Origin of the sequence: Pseudooceanicola aestuarii (genome assembly GCF_010614805.1) — a bacterium.
Taxonomy (GTDB): Bacteria; Pseudomonadota; Alphaproteobacteria; order Rhodobacterales; family Rhodobacteraceae; genus Pseudooceanicola; species Pseudooceanicola aestuarii.
Genome location: NZ_JAAFZC010000001.1, coordinates 599107 through 622079, shown reverse-complemented (window position 1 = coordinate 622079; position 22973 = coordinate 599107). Strand labels below are relative to the sequence as shown.

The window sequence follows — 22973 nt, the reverse complement described above, 5'->3', positions numbered from 1 at the left end:
TGTACAAACAAATTAACTGGAACTTTCGGACAAGGATAACAGCATGACCGTAGAACGGATCGACATTGCGGTGATCGGCGCGGGCCTTGGTGGAGCGGCAGCGGCTGCATTGCTGGCGGATGCGGGCTTCTCGGTGCACAGCTTCGAGCAGGCGCCCGAATTCGACCGTCTGGGCGCAGGCATTCATATCGGCCCCAACGTGATGAAGATTTTCCGCCAAATCGGGCTCGAAGACACGCTGGCCAGGATCGGCTCGCACCCGTCGCACTGGTTCTCGCGCGATGGCAACACCGGCGAATACCTGTCGGAAATCCCGCTGGGCGACTTTGCCCTGAAGGAATACGGCGCGCCCTACATCACCATCCACCGCGGCGATATGCACGCCGTGCAGATCGAGGCACTGGCCCCATCCACCGTGCATTTCGGCTACAAGCTGACCAAGCTGGAGGAACGCGACGACCACGTTCTGCTGAGCTTCGACAATGGCAAGCAGGTCGAAGCCGGGCTGGTCGTGGGCGCCGACGGCATCAACTCCAAGATCCGCGAAGTCCTGCTGGGTGTGGAAAAGCCGCGCTTTTCCGGCTGGATCGGACATCGTGCGCTTGTCAACATGGACAAGCTGCGCAGCACCGGACAGGAATACGAGCGCTGCGTGAAGTGGTGGTGGGAACAATCCCGTCACATCATGGCCTACGCGACCAAGAACGACGCCAGCGAATACTACTACGTGACCGGCGTGCCGGTCGACAGCTGGGAACACGAGGCGTCCTTCGTCGACAGTTCGCGCGAGGAAATGGAGGCGATCTTCGGTGGCTCGCACAAGATGGTGCAGGGCCTGATCGACGCCACGGAGGGAGTCACCAAATGGCCATTCTGGAACCGTGATCCCATGGGACTGTGGTCGCGCGGCCGGCTTGTCATGATCGGCGATGCCTGCCACCCGATGCGCCCTCACATGGCGCAGGGGGCCTGCATGGCGATTGAAGATGCAGCAGTGCTGACCCGTTGCCTGTCGCTGACCGGCGAAGCAGGCTATGCAGATGCCTTCCGCATGTACGAGAATACCCGCAAGGAGCGCGCCACCAAAGTGCAGACGATTTCCAATGCGAACACCTGGCTCAAGGAACCGGAAGACCCAGCCTGGGTCTATGCCTATGACCCGATGACCGCTGAACTGGGGTAACGCGCACGGGGGCCGAGGGCACCCCGAGCAGCACAGCACTCACGGTGAACATGGTCGCCGACGCGGCCCCTGGCGGACCCTTGGCCGCAACAAGCCGCGTATCCGACCGGCTGCCTGCAACCTAGACAGCAGGGATATAACGGGAAATGACGCGGACCACGGCATTGCTGGCGGTGATGGTCATCGCCAGTAATGCCGTGCCCTACCTGGCGATCGGTCAGGTGGCGGCATGGTTTGGGTTTTTCCTCCAGCCGTGACCGGAACCGGATTGGTGTTTACGCTGTTTGGCGCAGGTTGCCGCGACATCCTTCTCGGGCACGTCCACCGCACGCCAATAATCGCGACCATATTGCGCCCAGATCAATCCGAACGAGCAGTAGGGCTGGCCATTTTCGCGCAGTGAATTGAGCCGTTGGTGGTGATTGAAAATCTGCGCGGCGGCATCAAAGTCGCCGCCGACGTCACAAATAATCCGCCCTTCATCAGGTGCGATCCACGCCTTGTCCCGCGTGCGACCCAGATCGGTCTTTGGGAATAGCCGTGTCAGGTTGACCGAGGAAAAGCTCATCAGCATGGAAGCCACCGGAAAGGGTGACACGGTGGCTGATGGTCATCAGATGCAGGCTCCAGCCGGATTTGAATGGATTTGGGCGACCAATAAGGCCACCCGTCAGGTCGATGCGAACGTGGGGATGGATGGGCCTCCTAGACAACCCAAATCATGCGGCGCAACCAAGACGGACCGCAACATATAGGCATCAGATCATCTTCGCGGAATCTTCACCCCGATCCCGCGACAACCTTATCCCGATTTACACAGACTTAGTGCGTCCAGGTGGTGCGGCGGTTGGTGGCGAAGTTCTCGCCGTAGCCGCCGGGGCGGACATTGACCTTGCGGCCCTGGGGTTCGACCACGGTCGCGGTGATGCCCTTTTCCTTGGCGTAGTCCAGCGCCGCTTCCTTGGTGTCGAAGCGCAGGCGGACCTGGGCCTGCGTGTCATCGGAGGAGGTCCAGCCCATCAGCGGATCAACCTCGCGCGCCGCGTCGGCGGTAAAGTCCAGCACCCATTGCCGGGTCCGGGCGGTGCCGGACTGGGTGGCGGTCTTGGCGGGTTTGTAGATCCGGGCTGGCATCGAAATCTCCTGCTGGGCGGGTCTGTGGCACCCCGTCTGTCTAGAAATCTTCGCGCCGCCGGGCAAGGGGCAAATCGTCCCGAGCGGGTCCGCGCATGCGCGCAGTCCTGACCGCCGTCCCGCAACCCGGCGCGAGGGGCGGAGAGCCGCCGGAGAACGGCCAGGCTGGTGCGTGCACGGGCGGAGTTTTCCAATCTTTTCCGGAGGCGGCAAGCCTGAAAATGTCGCCGCCGCCTCTCGCGCGCCGGAATGAGACCCTGCGGCAGGGTCAAAATCCGACCCGTGGGACGCCTGTGGCGATGCCTCCCCTTGAACCGGAACAAAAACGGACCAAAATCTGTCCGACCGGGAGAATCACCATGGCATATTCCACCAAGACCGAACCGGGGCGCCACACGCCGGCACCCGACATCGCCGCCCGCCCCAAGCTGGAGGGCGGCAAGAAGCTGGTGATGGCCACGACATTTTCGCCCGCCGGGGACCAGCCCCGCGCCATCGAAGAGCTGACAGGCGGCCTTCACGACGGAGACCGGGACCAGGTGCTGCTGGGCGCGACCGGGACCGGCAAGACGTTTACCATGGCCAAAGTGATTGAGGAAACGCAGCGCCCCGCCATTATCCTGGCCCCGAACAAGACGCTTGCGGCGCAATTGTACGGCGAATTCAAAGGGTTTTTTCCGGATAACGCCGTTGAGTATTTCGTAAGCTACTACGATTACTATCAGCCGGAGGCCTATGTCGCGCGCTCTGACACCTATATCGAGAAGGAGTCCCAGATCAACGAACAGATCGACCGGATGCGCCACTCCGCCACGCGGGCGCTGCTGGAACGCGATGACGTGATCATCGTCGCATCGGTCTCCTGTATCTACGGGATCGGCTCGGTAGAGACGTATTCCGCCATGACCCAGGATCTGAAAGTCGGCACCGAATATGACCAGCGGCAGGTGATGGCCGACCTGGTGGCGCAGCAATATCGCCGCAATGATCAGGCCTTTGCCCGTGGCTCCTTTCGGGTGCGCGGCGATTCTCTGGAAATCTGGCCCGCCCACCTGGAAGATCGCGCGTGGCGCATGTCCTTTTTCGGGGAGGAGCTGGAAAGCATCACGGAATTCGACCCCCTCACCGGGTCCAGAACCGACAGTTTCGACCAGATCCGCGTCTATGCGAATTCGCATTACGTAACGCCGAAACCGACGATGCAACAGGCCGTTATCGGCATCAAGAAGGAGCTGCGCCAGCGGTTGGACCAATTGGTTGGCGAGGGGAAGCTGCTGGAGGCGCAGCGCCTGGAACAGCGCACCAATTTCGATATCGAGATGCTGGAAGCGACCGGCGTCTGCAACGGGATCGAGAACTATTCCCGCTACCTGACAGGGCGCGCCCCGGGAGAACCGCCGCCCACCCTGTTCGAGTTCATTCCGGACGATGCCATTGTTTTCGCGGACGAATCCCACGTTTCTGTGCCCCAGATCGGGGGCATGTACCGGGGCGACTACCGGCGCAAGTTCACGCTGGCCGAACATGGGTTCCGGCTGCCTTCCTGCATGGACAACCGTCCGCTTAAATTCGAGGAATGGGACGCCATGCGGCCCCAATCGGTCTACGTTTCCGCGACCCCCGGTTCCTGGGAGATGGAGCAGACGGGCGGCATTTTCACCGAACAGGTCATCCGTCCCACCGGTCTGCTGGACCCACAGGTGGAGATCCGGCCGGTCGACATGCAGGTTGATGACCTGTTGGACGAGGTTCGGCGCGTCGCCGCCGATGGATACCGCACCCTCGTCACCACCCTGACCAAGCGGATGGCGGAGGATCTGACCGAATATATGCACGAACAGGGCATCCGCGTGCGCTACATGCATTCGGATATCGACACGATCGAACGTATTGAGATCCTTCGAGATTTGCGTTTGGGCGCCTTTGACGTTCTAATCGGCATCAACCTCCTGCGGGAGGGGTTGGATATCCCCGAATGCGGTTTGGTCGCCATTCTGGACGCCGACAAGGAGGGGTTTCTGAGGTCGGAAACCTCGTTGATCCAGACCATTGGCCGGGCCGCGCGGAACGTCGATGGCCGGGTGATCATGTATGCCGACCGTATCACCGGCTCGATGGAGCGGGCGCTGGCCGAGACGGAGCGGCGGCGGGAGAAGCAGATCGCTTATAACGAGGCGCACGATATCACGCCCGCGACGGTCAAGAAGAACGTGGATGACATTCTGGCGGGTCTTTACCAGGGCGATGTCGACATGAACCGCGTGACCGCACAGATCGAAAAACCGATGGCGGGAGCCAATTTGCAGGCCCATCTCGATGGGTTGCGGGAAGATATGCGCAAGGCCGCCGAGAACCTTGAGTTCGAGGAGGCCGCCCGCCTGCGCGATGAGGTCAAGCGGCTGGAAGCGGTCGATCTGGCCGTGCACGACGACCCTCTGGCGCGGCAACAAGCGGTAGAAAAAGCCTCGAACGCGGCAGTCAAGGGGCGCGGGCGTTCTACCGCTGGGCGACCGGGGCAGCGCGGTGGCAACGTGCAACGGCGCAAGCGGGGGGGCGGTTGACTCAATCGCAGGCTCGCCCGCCCAGCACCAGAAGAGCCAGAGCACGATCCAGCGCCGCGACGAGAATGGCCGCGCTTCCCCCCGCAGCCGGTGCGCCGATTCCGAACGTAGCAATCAACAGGGGCGTGGCGACGGCCCACGCGATACCCAGAAGAACATGCAGCCCTCGGTTGCGACCTTTCGCGGTGCGGAAAGGCTGCCCGCCAGCAGGCCGTTCATCGCAAGACTCGCGCCCATCGCAACGCCGACAACGTTCCGGACCTCTTCCATGAAAGCCTCCGAAAACCTGTAGGCGGGGCGCTGGCGTGCCTCCGCGGCGCCTCAATCGAAGTCGAAAATCTCGCTCAGCAGACTTTTGCGCTTTTTCTTGCGATAATATTTGCCGTCATGCCTGCGCCGGTCGTCGTCACGATACCCGCGTGGATCGGGGCGGTAGCTCTGGGCGGCCGCATCCGCGTGTTGGTGCATCGGGCGCGGCGGGGCGGCGTGGGCGGTTTCGCTCAACTGACGTTCGATGATTTTGTCGAGCTCCCCCCGGTCCAGCCAGACGCCTCGACATTTCGGACAATAGTCGATCTCGACCCCTTGTCGATCCGTCATCAGAAGTTCGGTGCCGTCTACCGGGCATTGCATCGCTGATCCTCCGTTAACCTTGTTCCAAGATGGGGACGGTCGGGATCGCGTGCAAGTTCGCCGCGTTAACCTCTCCTTAGCCGTTTCTTAACTTCGCTGCGCCACCCTGAGGGAAACCGAAAGGAGGGTGCCATGCGGTTCATACTGATCCTGATTTCGATGCTGCTTGCCAGCCAGGCTGTGGCGGGCCCCTGGCCTCGGGGCGCGGGGCAGACGTTTTTTGCGGCCTCTGTTCGGATGCAACAGAACGTGGACGGCGAATACAAGCCGAACATCGCCTATTACCATGAAACCGGTATCAGCCGGCGGCTGACCTTTGGTGCCGATATCGGCGGATCCATCGCCGGGCTAGACAAGGCAGTAGCCTTCCTGTCGACGCACCTGCCGACAACTGGCGCCTGGGCCATCGGGTTGGACATGGGGGGCGGCATGATATCGGAGGAGCCAGTGGTGCGCCCCGGCTTCTCGTTCGGGCGGAAACTGGCCCGCAAATCCGGCTGGTTGACCATCGAAGGTGCCGTCGAGTATTCGCCCAGGATCGCGGAAACGGACTGGAAGCTGGATCTGACCTACGGCTTTCAGCAGCGCGAGGGGCTGAAATACTACGTGCAGGTCCAAAGTGGCCAACCCCATGCACAGCCAACGTTCTTGCGGGTCGCGGGCTCTGTCACCTACCGGATCGCGCCGCGCACCTGGCTGGATGTGGGCGTGTCCAGCCGGGTGGTGAACAGCGATCCGGTACGGGTGAAATTGGGGATATGGCGGTCCTTCTGATCGGCCGAGAGCTGATCGGCCGCCGGGTCTGTCGCACGGCGGCCAGGGGGGTCACTGGAATTCGTCGATCCGAACCTTGATCGTCACTTCGCCGGTCACCGGTTTCTCCCAATTCAATAGAATCTGGTCGTTTTGCGCCCCTTGTTTCGCCTTCACATAGGGGACGCCATGGTGCGCCGCGTTCGAGGTTGTGGCGATCTTCCCGTTCATCACGATTCCTTCGACGTTTTGCGCCCAACCACCAAACGGCAGCTTCGGTGCGCAGGGGACCGTCCAGACATCAGCGGCGGTGTTTTGTTCATGCCGCAGCATTAGCGGGTTGGAGACCGAGGTTTCCACCGAGTTGAACATGTTGTCCGAAAAGGTGACGTTCTTGATCTTGTCGTAGGCCAGGTCGGAATGGCTGGTGTCGACCTTCTCCACCCGGTTGATGGAGCCGTGGATATTGCGGAAGATATTTCCCGTCACCGCCATGCCGTTGATATAATGGCCGGGACCGTGCGGCGTGACTACCAGGAAGGTGAACCAGGGCGCGACATCGCTGGACAGGAAGATATTGTCGGTCACGCTCAATCCGCTAAAGGAAAATTCCGAATTGAATTCCGGGGCGTGGTCATGCTCGTTTCCCCATTCGATAAAGCAATTGTCGATGTAATTTCCATTAATTGTGGCACGGCAATTGGTTCTGCTCAGGATGATGCCCGGTGTTCGAATGCCGTTCGTCGCATCATCGCCCTGGAAAAAGTGGTTCCCGGTAATGATCGATCCGGATCCGGCGATTACGGCGAAATGGCGCATATGCACGATACGGTTGTTGCGCAGCTTGATGTCATTGGCATTGCTGTTCAATGCGATTGATACCCGGTTCTGGCTGGACGTGCCGCTTTCATCGGACAGGAATTGGCAACGATCCACCAGCATTCCCTGACATCCGGTGCCGTGGCTGGTAATGCCGCGATCCTTGGGCCGGGTGATGAAGCAATCGCGTAGATGAAAGATCAGGCCCGAGGGCGGCAAAAGGATCGCGCTGCAATCTCCGCCACATTGGAATTCGATATCTGACATGCTGAATTTGTCCAGATGTTCGAACCCGCTGAAATCCAGCATGTAGCGGAACCGGGTAAAGGTGTAGGTTTGCGTGCCCTCGGCATCATGCAGCGGCAGCGATAGCGTCAGTTTCCCGGTCGCGTTGTTCTTTTGCTTTACATAGACCTCGCGACCTACCCCGTGGCCAGTGACCAGAGATCCGACCTCGATCGCCTCGATATTGGCGACATTGATCAAGGTATCGGAATTCGACGGGTTGTAGGTCGCTTGCGAGGTCACGATATGGCTGTCCCAGGCCGCGCCGCTTTTGCTGTCGAACTGGCCGTTGCGGATGTGGCGCCGCGTGGCATAGCTGGTCTTGTTGGCCAGGGCGGCCTGCATGTCGATCGGCTCTGTCACCGTGATGCGGCGCCCGCCGAGGTCCAGACTTTCATGATCCGAATTGTTCAGAAGCGACTGGAAGGCCTTCTTGAAAGCCAGTTCTTCGTCTCCAAAGGCGTCGATATAGGCGGGCAGGTGAAAGTCGCGGGTCAGGGACAGGATCTTGTCCACCGGCATGGTGATCTGCCCATCGAACACCACCCGGTTGTCGAAGGTCATGCTGTCGCCCAGGTAGTAGGTGCCCGGCGGCACCCGCACAACACGGCCGGCAGCGGCGGTATCCGCAGCGGCAAAGGCCGGCAGGTCGTCTGTCACCCCGTCGCCGCGCGCTCCGAAATCGCGCACATCGACAAAGCTCAGCATCTCACGCAGGAAGGCCCCGGTCACGTCCTCGATCACCAGGTCGTCGATCCGCAGGATTCCGCCATTCGGGCCGGCCAGGTCCAGGCCGAAATGGCCGTAGACCGGTTCTATTCCCCAAGCCATATCGACCCCGGTGCGATCGCCGGTCCCCACGATGGCGGAGACTTCGACAATGGCACCGTAATCCGTCAATGCAACGCTGGTGCCGATTTCGGTCAGCCCGCCGACATGCGCGTTCTGTGCATTTCCCGCCCAGCCCGCAATCCGCACTGAGGGGAGCGTGCCGCTCATCGCCTTGATGCGGGCGGTGATGCGCAGGTAGCAGCCCGGCAGGATCGGCGTCTGGCCCATGTAGCGTAATTTCTGAATTGTCTGGGATTTCAGAAGTTCCAGACATCCACCGAAATCCTGATCCGCCGGCACAAAGGCGGCGTTGGGGTCCATGGCGTAGCTGTCCGATCCCGGCGTCCCGTCGCCGCTGGACCATTGCGCCAGCCCCGCATCGAATGCGGTCGGCAGGAATGTGATGCCATCCGTGATCGCCTTGTTCATCCAGTACCCTTTCGCGGCCAGTGTCGGACCCGTCGTCCGGCGCAGAAGGGATAGGGGCGGGGCGGTTAACGCAGCCTCTGATCACCGTAACGATGGACGATCAGGCACTGACCCCCGGTCGGGTGAGCAGCGTTACGCCGTCGACCTTCCAGCCCATGTCGATCTGCACCATGCGGTAGTCCAATAGGTGGGCGACGTTCTGCGCGTCGGTGATCAAAACGCGTTGCACCAGCCGGTCACCCTCTTGGCGCAGGTCCAGAAAGGTCCAGTCGGACGGCCGCCAGACCATTGGGTATCCCTGTTCGACCATCCGGGCAAAGGCCTCGGGCGTTTGGAACATGCCTTGAATCATCGGACTGGCAAGCGCGAAAGCTCCAGCCGGATCATCGGCACGAAACTCTTGGAATTGTTCGGAAATCAAACGCTCGATGGCCCTGTCTTGGGCCGCGCCCGGTCCAGAGAGGGTCAGCGCCGTCAGTGTGGCAAGCAGCAGATGTTTCATCGTGAATCCTCCATCCATATGGAGAATCTACGGTGAAACGGGGCGATCGGTTTCCAAAAACCGCCCTGCTGGGCGTCTCAGACGTGGATCAGGTCAGTTCACCGGCCAGAGCCCGGTCGATCAGGTCCGCGGTTTCGCCGACACCGTAGAGCGCAATGAACCCGCCAAAGCGCGGCCCCTGGGAGGCGCCCAGCAGAACTTCGTACAACGCCTTGAACCAGTCGCGCAGCGGGTCGAACCGGTCGCGGCCCACGGCGTAGACCTCGCCTTGCAGCGCCTCGTCGTCCACCGGGCCGGTCCAGCCGCGCAGGCGGTCGCGCAGGTCTTCCAGCGCGTCACGCTCCAGCGCGGTGGGGGCGCGGAATGTCCGCTCGGGTTTCACGAAATCCTGAAAATACTGAACCGCGTGACCTGCGGCGGCATCCAGGTCGGGGTGGCTCTCCGGCGTCGCCTCGGGGGCGTAGCGGCGGATGAAGCCCCACAGCTGGTCTTTCTTCTCCGCCCCGGCGACCGAGGCGAGGTTCAGCAGCATGCCGAACGGCACCACCATCCGGGATTCGGGCACGTTGCCACCGTGGATGTGCCAGACCGGGTTGGCTGCCTGCGCCTTGGCGTCCTGCGTCGGAAAGGCACGCAATTGCTGGTGATATTCGTCCACCGCGCGCGGGATCACGTCAAAGAACAGCCGTTTGGCCGTCTTCGGTTTCTGGTACATGAAATAGCTCAGCGATTCCGTGCTGGCGTAGGACAACCATTCGTCGATGGAAATCCCGTTCCCCGAGGATTTGGAAATCTTCTGCCCCTGGTCGTCCAGGAACAGCTCATAGGTGAAATGCTCCGGTTTCCGACCACCCAGGATCTCGCAAATGCGGTCGTAGATCGGGGTGTTGGTGGAATGGTCCTTGCCGTACATCTCGAAGTCGACGTCCAGCGCGGCCCAGCGGGCGCCGAAATCGGGCTTCCATTGCAACTTCACGTTGCCGCCGGTGACGGGCAGGGTCCATTCCCGGCCGTCCTCGTCGTCAAAGGTGATCGTGTGGTCGGCCGCGTTGACCTCCTTCATCGGGACGTACAGCACGCGGCCTGTTTCGGGATGGATCGGCAGGAAGATCGAATAGGTCTGCGCCCGTTCGTCGCGCAGGGATTTCAGCATCACCTTCATCACGTCGTCATAGCGTTCGACGGCGCGTTTCAGCACATCGTCGAACTTGCCGGACTTGTAGAAGTCGGTTGCGGAGTAGAATTCGTAATCGAACCCGAAGGTATCCAGGAACCGGCGCAACATGGCGTTGTTGTGGTCGCCAAAGCTGTCATGGGTGCCGAACGGATCGGGCACGGCGGTCAGCGGCTTTTGCAGATGTTCGGTCAGCATTTCCCGGTTGGGGACGTTGCCGGGCACCTTGCGCATCCCGTCCATGTCGTCGGAAAAACAGATCAGCCGGGTGGGGATGTCGGAGATCACCTCGAACGCGCGGCGGATCATCGTCGTGCGCAGAACTTCGCCGAAGGTGCCGATATGCGGCAGGCCGGAGGGGCCGTAGCCGGTCTCGAACAGGACATGGCCCTTGGTGGGGGGCGTCTTCTCGTACCGCTTGGCCAGACGGCGCGCCTCTTCAAAAGGCCAGGCCTTCGACTCCAGGGCTGCGTTGCGGAACTCGGACATGTCGTACTCCATTCGGATGCCGCAGGTCTGCCCTCGGCCCCGGCTTCCTATTGCCCGCGCCGCGCAGGGTCAATATTCTCTGGTGTAACTGGACCCGCCCTGACTTTCGGGGCGCCGACCCCGGCAAAGGATACCCCATGCCCACCGATATCACCCATTCCCTGACCCCGCAGGATTGTCTTGTTGCCATGATGGTGGCCCTGTCGATCTCTGACAGTACCGTGCGCACGTCCGAGTTGTTGAAGATCGAGAACCAGGTGAACACGCTGCCCATTTTCGGCGAATACGACATCGACCGGATCAAGCAGGTGTCCAACATGGTCTTTGACCTCTTCGAGGAGGAAGACGGCATCGACGCCCTGTTCGGGCTGGTTCGGGAGAACCTGCCGGAACGTCTGAACGAGACCTGCTATGCCCTGTGCTGCGACGTGGCCGCCGCCGATGGCGCCCTGCGGGAGGCGGAGCTGCGGATGCTGGAGGAAATGCGCTTCGAGCTGGATATCGACCGTCTGCATGCCGCCGCGATCGAGCGGGGCGCGCGGGCCCGGCACTTGCACGAATAACCGCCGGAACCTCCTGAAAACGGGCGAAAAGCCGCCCGTTTTCCACAGCTTTCCGCCGCGTCATTGATTTTCGCGACGGCAGCGCCAATCTTCTGCGTATCAGATCAGACGGCCTATCCAAGGGCCGCAGTGAAGGCAGAGAGTCATGAAGCGTTGGCTATTTCTCGTCGCGGGCGTTGGCCTGCTATGTGTGCTCCCCGTTCTTGCCACCCTTGCGGAGGCGGACAATGGCAGAGCATCCACCAGCATCTACAATCCCGAAGAGGTTCTGCGCCCGGCCAGCAGATCGCACTGAGACGCCGCAGTGGCTTCACGTCGGTCCCTGCCCTGGAATGTAGATTTCTCCCGCTACAGCTGTTGCAAATATTTCGGTATAGGCAGCTATTTCTGAAACGACAGTCATACCAGATCTGACGGCCGCTTCAGAAATAACAGTCACGTCCCGTACAGCTGACCCCAGCGTTCGATCAGCGCCTGTTGCAGCCTGCGGGCACGTCCCGCCCAGGCGCGGCCACCTTCGGGCCGGTCCCGTTCGGCGCGGGTCAGGGTGGCGCGGCGGTCGACATCTGCGGATACCACCGCGAAGGCCAGGTCGCGGCCGTCCTCGGTGCGCATGTAGCCTGCCAGCCCGCTTACGAAATTCAGAGTCCCGGTCTTGGCCTCGACCTTGATCGGATGGTTGGGGTCGGGCCGGTAATCGGCACTTCGCAGCACGTAATCCTTCAATAGCGGGCGCAGCAGATCCCGGGCGCGAGGCGTGGCCAGCAGCCCGGCCAGGTCATCCATCCGCAGGCGGGATTTGTCGCCAAGCCCGGAGTGGTCCACTTGCGCCGGCGCGGCCAGGCCCAGGGTTTCCCGCCCCCAGCGGTTCATTCGCCGGGCCGATCCCGTGATGGAGGTAACGCCGGCGCCGCGCGCCATGCTGGCCGCCATCCCGATGGATTCCGCGACCAGGTTGTTGGAATATTTCAGCATCAGCTGCACGATTTCGGTCAGCGGGGCGCTGTTCAGGCTGGTCAGGACGGCCCCGCGCGGCAGGGCGGACACGGGTTTCGGCGCCTTCAGAACGATGCCGTGGGACCGGGCCAGGGTCTGGAAGACCTCGGCGGTGTAGGCGGCGGGGCGCCGGACGGGCAGCCAGCGCGACCCGCCCTTGCCAAGGGCCGAGGACGCGACAGTCCAATCGTCGGTCCCCTCCGCATCGGCATAGGTGTAGACCGGGCCCTGCCGCTGGACCACGCGCATCCGGGCGATCCGCACGTCGGGGCGGTACTTCGCCGTTCGCGCATCCATCGAGACATTCCAGGTGTCCTTGTCGCGAACCCATTGGAAATGCACGCGGTTGTAGTTCAGGTTCAAGCCCGAGACACCGGGATTGTAGCCCACGTATTCCGGTTGGGAAGGGTCGATGTCGCGTTCCTCCGGAAGCGCGCCGCCCCAGTATAGAAACCGCCCCGTCACCTCGTGAATGCCCGCGGCCTTCAGGTTCGCGGCCAGTGTGGCCAACCCGTCGGTGTCCAGCGTCGGATCACCGCTTCCGGCCAGCACCAGGTCGCCTTTCAGCCGCCCTTCGGCCACCGGTCCGGTGGCGATCAGGCGGGTTCGGAACCGGAAGTCGCCGCCCAATGTGTCCAGCGCATAGATCGCCGTCAGCGTTTTGGCCACGCTGGCCACCGGCAGGCCGATGCGGCTGTCGCGGCTTTCCAGCACCTGACCGGTTTCGGGATCGGCGACGACGAAGGCGGTGCGGCCGGTCAACCGGGCGTCGGCGATCAGCTCCTCGGCGGAGGGGACAGGGGTCTGGCCCAGGGCGGCGGGACGGGCGACGGGGCGCAGGGATCGGCCGGGGGGCTCTGCCCAAAGGGGCAGGGCGGTGCTGGCCAGCCCAGCGGTCAGAAAGGCGCGGCGGGAAAGGCGTGCGGTCATGTGGCGGACCCTAACGGATGCGCGGCGGCTCTGCCAAGGGTCGGGCGCCACAGCGCGGGCCGCGTGTCACGACGTGCCGGTGTCTGCATTCCAATCGCCTTTCTTGCGAATCATTGTTGAGGACAGGGCAACCATCGGCACATTGACAAAGCACCAGGCCGGCGCTGTCGTCCGGGCCAGCAACCGGCTTTCACGTCCGTCCAGCCGCGCATGACGATACAGCCGCGCCGGCCGCGACAGACGGGCCGCGATCCGGTCGCCGGGGCGGGCCAGCACGCCGACGGGGACGTTGTTCATGATCCATTGCCATTCCTGCCAACGGTCGAATTGCGACAGGTTGTCCGCCCCCATCAGCCAGACAAAGCGCACGCCGGGATACAGGTGTTGCAGCTTGCGGATCGTGCGCGCGGTGTAGCGGGTGCCGATCCGCGCCTCGATATCCGTGACGGTGACGCGGGGATCTCGCAACAGCGCCCGGCTGGCGGCGAGGCGACGGTCCATCGGCGCGGGGCCGCGCGTTTTCAGCGGATTTCCGGGAGAGACCAGCCACCACACCCGGTCCAGCCCGAACCGGCGCAGCGCCTGGTTGGTGATATGGACATGGCCGGCATGGGGCGGATCAAAGGATCCGCCCAGCAGGCCGATGGTCATGGGCGCGCGGGCCACGGGGCGCTGAAAGCTCACGGTCTTCTCCGCAGGGGGCGTTTGCGCGAACTCTCCCTGCCTGCGCGGGAAAGTCAACGTGCGGGGTGTCGGGCGCTGCCTGGTATTGTGCCACCACCTAGCCGATCACGCCGGGCCGCGGGGGGCCGGGCGTGTCGGTGCGGTCCTCCGACCGGTGCTCGGGGGGCGGCATCACCTCTCGCTCGGACCGCCGGGCAGCGGCTCCGGACGGTCCCGGCTCCCGCAGGCGTCCCCGCGTCTCGCCGTCCAGAAACAGGCCGATGGCCTTCAGCCCGGGCACATAATCGCAGATCACCTTGACGAAGACCAGGAACGGCACCGCCATCAACGCCCCGGCGACACCCCACAGCCAGGCCCAGAAGATCACCGCGACAAAGATCGCGGCCGCGTTCAGCCGCAGGTGCCGCCCGACCAGCCAGGGGGTCACCATCTGTCCCTCGATCGAGGTCAGGATCAGGTAGACGAGGGGCACCACCAGCGCCTGGCCCAGCGTGGCAAAGGTCACCATCGCAACTGCCGCCACGGCGACGGCACCGACCATGGCACCCAGGTAGGGCAGGTAGTTCAACAGAAACGCGGCCACCCCCCAGATATGCGCATAGGGCATGTCCAGCAGGTACATCGATACGCCCACCGCCAGCCCCAGTGCCGCGTTGATTACCGTGATCGCGGCCAGATACCGGGAGATCTGGCGCTCCACGTCATGGGTGATCCGCAGGGCGCGTTTCTTGTCGCCGATCCGGGGGAAGCTCTGCACCAGCTTGCGTTGGAACATGTCACCGGAGGCCAGCAGGAACATCGCTAGGATCAGCGCGATCACCAGCGCCGTGCCGGTCCCGGCAAGGGAGGAGATTGCCGTATCCACGATGCTGGCCCGGTCCATCACCACGGTGGTCTTCGCGTCGGCGCCTCCGCCTGCCATGTCCTCCATCTGCTCTGACGCTTCGCGAACCTGTTTCACCTGCGTGGCCAGGCTGCCCAGCTTCTCCCGCAGATCGTCCTGCATCGCGGGGATAGAGCGCATCAATTGCTCCGCCGGGCCGCGCAGCATGTAAAGGCCAGTGACCGTGGACAGCCCGATCGCCCCGATCAGGACCACGGCGGTGACGCCCACGGGCACCCCGCGCTTGGCGATCCAGCGGGTCGGCGCGCTGAGGGTCAGCGCGATCAGGAACCCCAACACGATCGGCAGCATCACGACCTTGGCCAGGGAAATCGACCAGAAGAAGAACAGAACCAGCAGCCCGCCCAACAGATATTCGATCCGATGCAACGAGGCGAGGCGCGCCTCTGCCCGTTCTGCGTGCCGGTCCTCGGTCTGGTGGTGGGGCACGGGCGGGTCTCCTTTGCGCTGGCGCCCGATCAACGCCCTGCCTTGCGTCGAAGTTCCGCACCGGTGGCACCGCCGTGCCGGGGGCGGCGGGCCGCATCACACCCGTCATGCGGATTGCTACCCGACCGGTGTTTCTGTATCTGGGGCCAACTTCTCATTCAGCGACGGAGCCACCCCATGGCCGCCTACCAATATGTCTATCACATGTCCGGCGTCTCCAAGACCTATCCGGGCGGCAAGAAGACGTTCGAGAACATTCACCTGAATTTCCTGCCCGGCGTGAAGATCGGCGTCGTCGGCGTGAACGGCGCGGGTAAATCCACCCTGCTGAAGATCATGGCCGGCATGGACAAGGACTTCCAGGGGGAGGCCTGGGCGGCCGAGGGCGCCAATGTCGGCTACCTGCCGCAGGAACCCGCGCTGGACCCCGATCTGGACGTGCGCGGCAACGTCATGCTGGGCGTGGCCGAAAAGAAGGGCAAGCTGGATCGGTTCAACGAATTGGCGATGAACTATTCCGACGAGACGGCGGACGAGATGGCCGCCCTCCAGGACGAGATCGACAGCAACGACCTGTGGGATCTGGACAGCCAGATCGACGTCGCGATGGAGGCCCTGCGCTGCCCCCCGGACGACGCCGACGTGGCCACCCTGTCGGGGGGGGAGAAACGCCGCGTCGCATTGTGCAAGCTGCTGCTCGAACAGCCCGACATGCTGCTGCTGGACGAACCGACCAACCACCTGGACGCGGAAACCATCGCCTGGCTGCAACAGCACCTGATCGACTACAAGGGCACGATCCTGATCGTTACCCATGACCGTTATTTCCTGGACGATATCACCGGCTGGATTCTTGAACTCGACCGCGGTCGCGGCGTCCCCTACGAGGGCAACTACTCCGCCTGGCTGGAGCAGAAAGCCAAGCGTCTGCAACAGGAAGCCCGCGACGACAAGTCCAAGCAGAAGACCCTGGAACGCGAACTGGAGTGGATGCGCCAATCCCCCAAGGCCCGGCAGGCCAAGTCAAAGGCGCGGATCAATGCCTACAATGAACTCGCCAACCAATCGGAGCGGGAAAAGCTGTCGCGCGCCCAGATCATCATCCCCAACGGTCCGCGCCTTGGCTCCAAGGTGATCGAGGTCGAGGGCCTGCGCAAGGCGATGGGCGACAAGCTGTTGATCGAGGATCTCAGCTTCTCCCTGCCGCCGGGCGGGATCGTGGGCGTGATCGGGCCGAACGGCGCCGGTAAATCCACCCTGTTCAAGATGCTGACCGGACAGGAGCAGCCCGATGCCGGCACCATCGAATATGGTGACACGGTGGATCTGTCCTATGTCGACCAGTCCCGCGACGATCTGAAGGACGACGAAAACGTCTGGGAGGCCATCGCCGACGGCCAGGACATCATCAAGCTCGGCGATGCCGAGGTGAACGCCCGCGCCTATTGCTCGGCCTTCAACTTCAAGGGCGGCGACCAGCAGAAGAAGGTCTCGCTGCTCTCGGGGGGGGAACGCAACCGGGTCCACATGGCGCGGTTGCTGCGCTCGGGTGGCAACGTGCTGCTGTTGGATGAACCGACCAACGACCTGGACGTCGAGACCCTGCGCGCCCTGGAAGACGCGCTGGTGGATTTCGCCGGTTGTGCCGTGGTCATCTCGCACGACCGGTTCTTCCTGGATCGGATCTGCACCCACATGCTGGCTTTCGAGGGCGACGCCCACGTGGAATGGTTCGAGGGCAATTTCGCAGATTACGAAGAAGACAAGAAGCGGCGCCTGGGCCCCGATGCGCTGGAACCCAAGCGGATCAAGTACAAGAAGTTCACCCGCTAGCTCCGGCACAGACATAGGCCCGGCGGCTGCGGCTGCCGGACCACCGGCCCGGTGCCGGACGGCCCGAGTGGTGAAAAACCGCCCGGGCCGCCAACATGTCTTCACAACGGCTGCGAATCCTGTCATGGTGCGGGTGCGTTACGACCTCTACCGACTCTGCTGTTTCTCTTCACCGGCTACAGTCTTCGTTAGACACTAGTTTGCCGAGCCGCCGCACTTCCGCGGGCGGCAATTGAGATACAGGAGACCACGGAATGGCCACTGGCACCGTGAAATGGTTCAACACCACCAAAGGCTACGGCTTCATCGCACCCGAAGGCGGCAGCAAGGACATTTTTGTCCACATCTCCGCCGTTGAGCGTTCGGGCCTGACCGGCCTTCAGGATGGCGCAAAGGTCAGCTTTGACCTGGAATCCGGCCGTGACGGCCGTGAGAGCGCGACCAACCTGGCGCTGCTCTGACCCGGGGTCCGGTGGCCTGACGTCGCCGGAACAACGCAAAAGATACGAAAGGGCGGGCCATCAGGTCCGCCCTTTTCGCATGCTTCGGCCACCCGTTCTGGCATTGTGCCGCCCCGTGGCTCCTCCGCGACAGGGCTACGTCTCAGTCCTTTGAGGGCGAATCCGGCGCGCAGAAAAGGCGGTAGAGCAGGGCAATCACCTCGGACGAGGCCTGGTCGGACAGGGAATAGTAAACCACCTTGCCCTCTCGCCGGGCGCGCACCAGCCCGTCCTCCCGCAGCCGGGCCAGCATCTGGCTGACCGCCGCCTGCCGTGTGTCCAGCAATGCCTCCAGCTCCGAGACAGAGCGTTCTCCCCCTTCCAGATGGCACAGGATCATCAGCCGTCCTTCATGTGCCAGGGATTTCAGGAATCCCGCGGCACGGGCCGCATTGGCGGCCATCTCCGCCTGCGCGAGAGAGCGGTCGTCGGTATCGTTCAATATACGGTCCTCGGGCGGGTCACGGGCAGCGCGTCGCGGTAAAGCATCGGGGCGGGATCGCGGCCTGATATCACGTCCGCCCCCAAAAGACCAAGTCCCGGACGCGCAGGGTCAGCCTTGATCCGGGGGCGCCCCGCCGAGAAAGGCATTGGGCGCGTCGTAGCGGCATGGCGCCTCCTGCATCTCCAGGTGCAGCGCCGTGCCCGTATAGGGATGCGCGCGGGCCAGGTCTTCGTTCACCTCGATCCCCAGGCCGGGCGCGTCGCCGGGGCGGACATGGCCGTTCTCCACGGTAATCGCCCCCTTGATCAGGTCGTGGTGAAATGGGGTCTCGATGGTTTCGATCATCAACAGGTTGGGACAGGTTGCGGCCAGCTGCACATTCGCCGCCCATTCCACCGGTCCGGCATAGAGATGCGGGGCGATCTGGGCGCCGAAGGCTTCGGCCAGAGTGGCAATCTTGCGCCCTTGCCACAGCCCGCCCGCTCGGCCAAGCGCGGGCTGCACGATCGCCGCCCCGGACTGAAGCGCGGCGCGGAATTCGGCCATTGTGGTCAGCCGCTCGCCCGTGGCGACCGGGATCGACGACCCCGCCGCGACCTGGGCCAGCCCCTCCAGATCGTCGGGCGGCACTGGTTCCTCGAACCACAGGGGATCATAGGCGGCAATCGCAGACGCCATGCGCAGCGCCCCCGCCCCGGTGAATTGCCCGTGCGTCCCGAACAGCAGATCCGCCCGCGTGTTCACCGCGCCCCGGATCGCGGCGCAGAACCGGGCCGACAGGTCCAGGTCCGACAAGGCGGGCATGTGCCCGCCACGGATCGTGTAGGGCCCCGCCGGATCGAATTTCAGCGCGGTATAGCCCTGATCGGCAAAGGAAATCGCGCATTCAGCGGCCAACTCGGGATCGGACCAGAACCCGTTCAGATCGTGATGGGGAAGCGGATAGAGGTAGGTATAGGCGCGCAACCGGTCATTCAGCCGCCCACCCAGAAGCGCATGAACCGGACGGTCCAGCGCCTTGCCCAGGATATCCCAGCAGGCCATTTCCAACCCCGAAAAGGCGCCGATAACCGTAGGGTCGGGCCGCTGGGTGAAGCCGGACGAATAGGCGCGGCGGAACATCAGTTCCACCTGGTCGGGCGCGGTGCCCTGCATATGACGGGCAAAGACGTCGTGGATCACCGCCTCCATCGCCGCAGGCCCGACAGAGCTGGCGTAGCATTCGCCCCAGCCCGTGATGCCGCAGGCGGTCGTCACCTTCACCAGGATCCAGTAGCGCCCGCCCCACCCCGGAGCGGGTGGGGCGGTAACGATTATATCGAGATCGGACAGCTTCATTTCATCATGATCACGTTGCGGCGGGCGGCGCCGGATTTCGTGTCCTCGATTGCCTCGTTGATCTGATCCAGCGTCCAGCGGCCGGAAATCAGCTCGTCCAGCTTCAGCCGGCCCTGGCGGTACATGTCCACGATCCAGGGAATATCCCGCTTGATCACCATGTTGCCCATCTTGGAGCCGACGATGCCCTGACCGGCATCCGCCATGATCAGCGGCGAATAGCTGGAAACCTTGTCGCCATGCGGCATCCCCACCATGATCACGCGACCGCCCCAGGCCAGATAGCGCGGCGCCTTGTCGTAGACCTCCGCCACGCCGACCGTGACCAGCACCGCATCGGCGCCCCGGCCCAGGATCTTCTTGACCTCCGCCCAGGGCTTGCCCTCGGCCAGCACGGTGTCGGTGGCGCCGAAATCGCGGGCGACCTGCAACTTGTCCTCCAGCACGTCGACAGCGACGATACGCCGGGCACCCGCGATCCGCGCGCCCTGGATGGCGTTCAGCCCGACGCCGCCCGCCCCGATGACCACCACGTCCTGCCCGACCTGCAATTCGGCGGCAAAGACGGCGGCGCCCACCCCGGTGATCACCCCGCAAGAGATGAGAGAGGCGACATCCTTGCCCACATCATCGGGAATCACGCAGATCTGGCTGTGATCCACCACGACCTTTTCGGCAAACGCCCCGGCAGCCATGGCCTGCGCCACCGGCGTCCCATCGGCTGTGCGCAGCGGGCTTTGCGCCAGATTATCGCGCGGGGTCTCGCAGATCGTCGGTTTGCCGGATTGGCAGGTGGTGCAATGGCCGCAGGCGTTGATCAGCGTCACGCAGACGGAATCGCCCACCGCGATCCCCTGAACCGCGTCGCCCACCGCCGTGACCGTCCCTGCGGCCTCGTGCCCGTAGACGGCGGGCAGCGGACCGCCGAAACCGCCCTGCTGAAAGGAGATGTCTGAATGGCAGACCGCCACCGCTTCGATCTCGACTTCCACTTCGTTCATGTCCGGTGCGCGCAGCTCCAGCTCCTCGATCACGAGGGGGGCGTTGAACTCGTGGCACACGGCGGCCTTGATTTTCTGCATGATGGTCTTCTCCCTGGTTGGAAAGAAGCCTTCAACGCCAGCGCGGCTGACGCAAGGGCGAATCTGACGGGCCTTCCCGCGACGTCAGGTCGCTGTCCGCGGGCGGGCCCGCAGGTAGAGAAGGATCGCCGGGATGACCAGCAGCACCGACAGGGCAAAGGGCGCCCCTGGCAGAAAAACCGGTGCGGCATCGGCGGTGAAGGCGCGAAAAACACCGGTATAGGCCAGCGGCGACAGGATCATCGCCAACGCGGTGACCGACGACAGCACCCCTTGCAATTCGCCCTGGGCATTGTCCGGTACGGATTTCGACAGCACCCCCTGAAGCGCCGGAACGGTCACGCCTCCCACCGCGGCCAGCGGCGTCAGCAGCAGTGCCAGCGCGCCGTTGGTGATGATCACCAGAAGCCCGTAGATCCCGATGTCCCAGGCAAAGCCCGCGATGACCGTGCGCGATTCACCCAGGTGGCGCAGCGCCGGCCGGATCAGCCCTGCCTGCACCGCCACATGAGCCAGCCCGTAAAACGCCAACGACACCCCCACCAGCCGCACGTCCCATTCGAATCGCGCCTGGGTGAAATAGGCCCAGATCACCGGGTACACCTCGGTCGCGACGTGATAGAGCAGGTAGACCCCGATCAGCGCCCCCATCCCCGGCAACCGGCCCAGATTGCGCAGTGCCCCGAACGGGTTGGCCCGGCTCCAGCGGAACGGGCGGCGCAGCGTTTCCGTCACCGTTTCGCGCAGGAACACCGCCACGAAAACCAGGTTGCAGGCCGCGATGGCGGCGGCCACCCAGAACGGAGCGCGGGTGCCCAGGTCGCCCAGCAGACCGCCCAGCAGCGGACCGACGATGAAGCCTGCGCCGAACGCGGCGTGAAACAGTCCGAAATTCGCGGATTTCTCGGTGTCTCTGCTGATATCGGCGATATAGGCCATGGCGGTGGCATGGGTCGCCGCCGCGATGCCGCCGATCATCCGCCCGACCAGCAGCATCCAGACCGATCCGGCCAGCGCCATGATCGTGTAATTCACCACCATCACCGCCAGCGATATCAACAGCACCGGCCGCCGTCCGAAGGCATCTGACAGCGCTCCGACCACAGGGCCAAAGAGGAACTGCATCGCCGCAAAGGCCGAGATCAGGATGCCGCCCCAGATTGCCGCTTCGGACAGGTCCGAGCCCATGACCTCCCGCAGGAGATCGGGCACCACGGGAAAGATCAGGCCGATCCCCATGGATTCGACAACCACGGTGAACAGAATGACGGTCATCGGAAGACGTTTCGACATGATTGGCCCTCGGGACAGCGGCGCCCCGGCAGGCGCCCGCGATACAACCGTGACCCGCCGCCGCTGTCAACGGCCGGCCGCCGGGCAAGAAATGACCTTCACCAAGTGAGCCGGCATCATCACCAAGGACGCCCGTCCGCGCGGTACGGGCGAGGTCCCGCTTCGGGAGGCGCTGGAACAGCACGTCACGCAGGCGCTCGATCCGCGCCAGCGGAAGATCAGCGAGGAGGCGGCTGCCGGATATGCCTCGGTCAAGCGTCGCCACGTCCCGCGCTGGCTCGACATGCCGATCTCGGACATCACACGGCAGAGATGGTCAACGAGAAGATCAAGGCGATGTCCAACATCCCAACGACGGCCAGTTCGCTGTTGCGGACGCTCTCCGCGATCTATGGCATCCAACTTGCCTGTCGGGACGAATGACCAAAAGCGCACCTTCCCGCTGTCGGATATCGCGGTCGATGTGTTCCACCGGACTCCGCGCGCCGACTGTGTTGCACAACTCAACTGCAGGCCGGACGGCCCCTTTCCCCGGACAGACTCATCCCTCTGCTTCCGTGACAGGTATGCCGAGCGCGGTGAGCCGTTCAGTACGGCGACACGGCTCTGGAACTCGGCGACCTGACGGTCGAGGTCCCGGGCGGTCAGGCGCTGTCCCAGCAGCTTCACACAATGCATTTGGTCTCGACGCGGCTTCGGCGGTGGTTTCCGCTCCATCGTATCCAGATCGTCCGGCCGAAGCGTTTCGACGCGCGCAGCGCCTCGTACCGTGCGATTGCTCCGGCAGTGTCGGGCTTCCAAGGCCTTGCGTTTGGGCAGGGGGTATGGGTCTGCTCATACCATCCAGATACCACGCTGGATTCACAAGATGAATCCCGCACGGGATTTGTGCAGCAGAGCCGGGAATCGCAAGCTTAGTCCAACAAATTGACCTTGTGCAGCAGAACGAAGCTTTATGCTGAAAGCAAATTCAAGGTGCAGGATATGTTGAGGAAGTCGGTTGAAATTCCGTTTTTCGAGCCGCTCTTGTTCTGATTTATTGGTATAAATCAAGGGGCTATCTGGAAAATGTGGCTGGGATGGTAGGATTCGAACCTACGGTACACTGTACCAAAAACAGTTGCCTTACCACTTGGCTACATCCCAACGTGGGGGCCTATTTACGGCCTTGAACGGGAAGGCG

At 63.3% G+C, this 22973-nt stretch carries 19 protein-coding genes, 1 tRNA gene and 2 pseudogenes; 7 read left to right on the top strand and 15 right to left on the bottom strand.

The window, feature by feature from the left end:
- Positions 1 to 43: 43 nt before the first annotated feature.
- Positions 44 to 1183, top strand: coding sequence for an FAD-dependent monooxygenase (locus tag G5A46_RS02855; protein WP_163847138.1), 1140 nt, complete (start codon positions 44 to 46; stop codon positions 1181 to 1183).
- Between the two features lie 295 nt (positions 1184 to 1478).
- On the opposite strand, the pseudogene G5A46_RS02850 reads toward G5A46_RS02855, so the two are convergent.
- Positions 1479 to 1797: pseudogene (locus tag G5A46_RS02850) on the bottom strand (MYG1 family protein); the annotation flags it as partial.
- Positions 1798 to 2005: 208 nt separating this feature from the next.
- Complete coding sequence (locus G5A46_RS02845) at positions 2006 to 2317, bottom strand: ETC complex I subunit (protein ID WP_163847136.1); 312 nt, start codon at positions 2315 to 2317, stop codon at positions 2006 to 2008.
- A gap of 359 nt (positions 2318 to 2676) precedes the next feature.
- Here G5A46_RS02845 and uvrB point away from each other — a divergent pair, with 359 nt between their 5' ends.
- Entirely contained in the window at positions 2677 to 4878 is a 2202-nt protein-coding gene (gene uvrB / locus G5A46_RS02840) for an excinuclease ABC subunit UvrB (protein WP_420821343.1), read from the top strand.
- Positions 4879 to 5199: 321 nt separating this feature from the next.
- Here uvrB and G5A46_RS02835 read toward each other — a convergent pair whose 3' ends face one another.
- Positions 5200 to 5511 carry a TFIIB-type zinc ribbon-containing protein gene (locus G5A46_RS02835; RefSeq protein ID WP_163847134.1) on the bottom strand — a complete coding sequence of 104 codons (312 nt, stop codon included), beginning with the start codon at positions 5509 to 5511 and terminating at the stop codon, positions 5200 to 5202.
- A 132-nt stretch (positions 5512 to 5643) separates the two neighbouring features.
- Between G5A46_RS02835 and G5A46_RS02830 the strand changes: the two genes are divergently transcribed.
- A complete protein-coding gene (locus tag G5A46_RS02830; RefSeq protein WP_163847132.1) occupies positions 5644 to 6285 on the top strand; it encodes a hypothetical protein in 642 nt (213 codons plus the stop codon).
- 51 nt (positions 6286 to 6336) lie between these two features.
- Here G5A46_RS02830 and G5A46_RS02825 read toward each other — a convergent pair whose 3' ends face one another.
- From G5A46_RS02825 to G5A46_RS02815, 3 genes are all read right to left on the bottom strand, one after another.
- A complete protein-coding gene (locus G5A46_RS02825; RefSeq protein WP_163847130.1) occupies positions 6337 to 8628 on the bottom strand; it encodes a glycosyl hydrolase family 28-related protein in 2292 nt (763 codons plus the stop codon).
- 100 nt (positions 8629 to 8728) lie between these two features.
- On the bottom strand, positions 8729 to 9130 hold the full coding sequence (locus G5A46_RS02820) for a DUF4864 domain-containing protein (protein WP_163847128.1): 402 nt from the start codon (positions 9128 to 9130) through the stop codon (positions 8729 to 8731).
- Between the two features lie 88 nt (positions 9131 to 9218).
- On the bottom strand, positions 9219 to 10793 hold the full coding sequence (locus G5A46_RS02815) for a lysine--tRNA ligase (protein WP_163847126.1): 1575 nt from the start codon (positions 10791 to 10793) through the stop codon (positions 9219 to 9221).
- A gap of 137 nt (positions 10794 to 10930) precedes the next feature.
- On the opposite strand from G5A46_RS02815, the gene G5A46_RS02810 reads away from it, so the two are divergent.
- Complete coding sequence (locus G5A46_RS02810) at positions 10931 to 11356, top strand: tellurite resistance TerB family protein (protein WP_163847124.1); 426 nt, start codon at positions 10931 to 10933, stop codon at positions 11354 to 11356.
- 145 nt (positions 11357 to 11501) lie between these two features.
- The gene (locus G5A46_RS02805) at positions 11502 to 11651 is read left to right on the top strand and encodes a hypothetical protein (protein ID WP_163847123.1); all 150 of its coding nucleotides are present in this window, start codon (positions 11502 to 11504) and stop codon (positions 11649 to 11651) included.
- A gap of 140 nt (positions 11652 to 11791) precedes the next feature.
- Here the strand turns inward: G5A46_RS02805 and dacB are convergent, their stop codons facing one another.
- The 3 genes from dacB to G5A46_RS02790 form a co-directional block, all read right to left on the bottom strand.
- A complete protein-coding gene (dacB, locus tag G5A46_RS02800) occupies positions 11792 to 13282 on the bottom strand; it encodes a D-alanyl-D-alanine carboxypeptidase/D-alanyl-D-alanine endopeptidase (RefSeq protein WP_163847121.1) in 1491 nt (496 codons plus the stop codon).
- Between the two features lie 66 nt (positions 13283 to 13348).
- On the bottom strand, positions 13349 to 13966 hold the full coding sequence (locus tag G5A46_RS02795; RefSeq protein WP_275585252.1) for a nicotinate-nucleotide adenylyltransferase: 618 nt from the start codon (positions 13964 to 13966) through the stop codon (positions 13349 to 13351).
- 97 nt (positions 13967 to 14063) lie between these two features.
- Positions 14064 to 15299 (bottom strand): AI-2E family transporter, encoded by a 1236-nt coding sequence (locus G5A46_RS02790; RefSeq protein ID WP_239520585.1) that lies wholly within the window; start codon positions 15297 to 15299, stop codon positions 14064 to 14066.
- Between the two features lie 177 nt (positions 15300 to 15476).
- On the opposite strand from G5A46_RS02790, the gene ettA reads away from it, so the two are divergent.
- Together ettA and G5A46_RS02780 are read left to right on the top strand one after the other, a co-directional pair.
- On the top strand, positions 15477 to 17132 hold the full coding sequence (ettA, locus tag G5A46_RS02785; protein ID WP_163847119.1) for an energy-dependent translational throttle protein EttA: 1656 nt from the start codon (positions 15477 to 15479) through the stop codon (positions 17130 to 17132).
- Positions 17133 to 17386: 254 nt separating this feature from the next.
- Positions 17387 to 17593: a cold-shock protein gene (locus G5A46_RS02780; protein ID WP_163847118.1), complete on the top strand. Its 207-nt coding sequence runs from the start codon at positions 17387 to 17389 to the stop codon at positions 17591 to 17593.
- A 142-nt stretch (positions 17594 to 17735) separates the two neighbouring features.
- On the opposite strand, the gene G5A46_RS02775 is transcribed toward G5A46_RS02780, so the two are convergent.
- From G5A46_RS02775 to G5A46_RS02750, 6 genes and pseudogenes are all read right to left on the bottom strand, one after another.
- Entirely contained in the window at positions 17736 to 18035 is a 300-nt protein-coding gene (locus G5A46_RS02775; protein WP_163849849.1) for an ArsR/SmtB family transcription factor, read from the bottom strand.
- A gap of 150 nt (positions 18036 to 18185) precedes the next feature.
- A complete protein-coding gene (locus tag G5A46_RS02770) occupies positions 18186 to 19415 on the bottom strand; it encodes a mandelate racemase/muconate lactonizing enzyme family protein (protein WP_163847116.1) in 1230 nt (409 codons plus the stop codon).
- On the bottom strand, positions 19412 to 20497 hold the full coding sequence (locus G5A46_RS02765) for an alcohol dehydrogenase catalytic domain-containing protein (protein WP_163847114.1): 1086 nt from the start codon (positions 20495 to 20497) through the stop codon (positions 19412 to 19414). The genes G5A46_RS02770 and G5A46_RS02765 overlap by 4 nt, the downstream gene beginning before the upstream one ends.
- Positions 20498 to 20581: 84 nt before the next feature.
- Positions 20582 to 21790, bottom strand: a complete 1209-nt coding sequence (locus G5A46_RS02760; RefSeq protein WP_163847112.1) for an MFS transporter — start codon at positions 21788 to 21790, stop codon at positions 20582 to 20584.
- A 541-nt stretch (positions 21791 to 22331) separates the two neighbouring features.
- A pseudogene (locus tag G5A46_RS02755) lies at positions 22332 to 22611 on the bottom strand (IS5/IS1182 family transposase); the annotation flags it as partial.
- Positions 22612 to 22861: 250 nt separating this feature from the next.
- Positions 22862 to 22936 (bottom strand) — tRNA-Gln (locus G5A46_RS02750).
- Positions 22937 to 22973 lie beyond the last annotated feature (37 nt).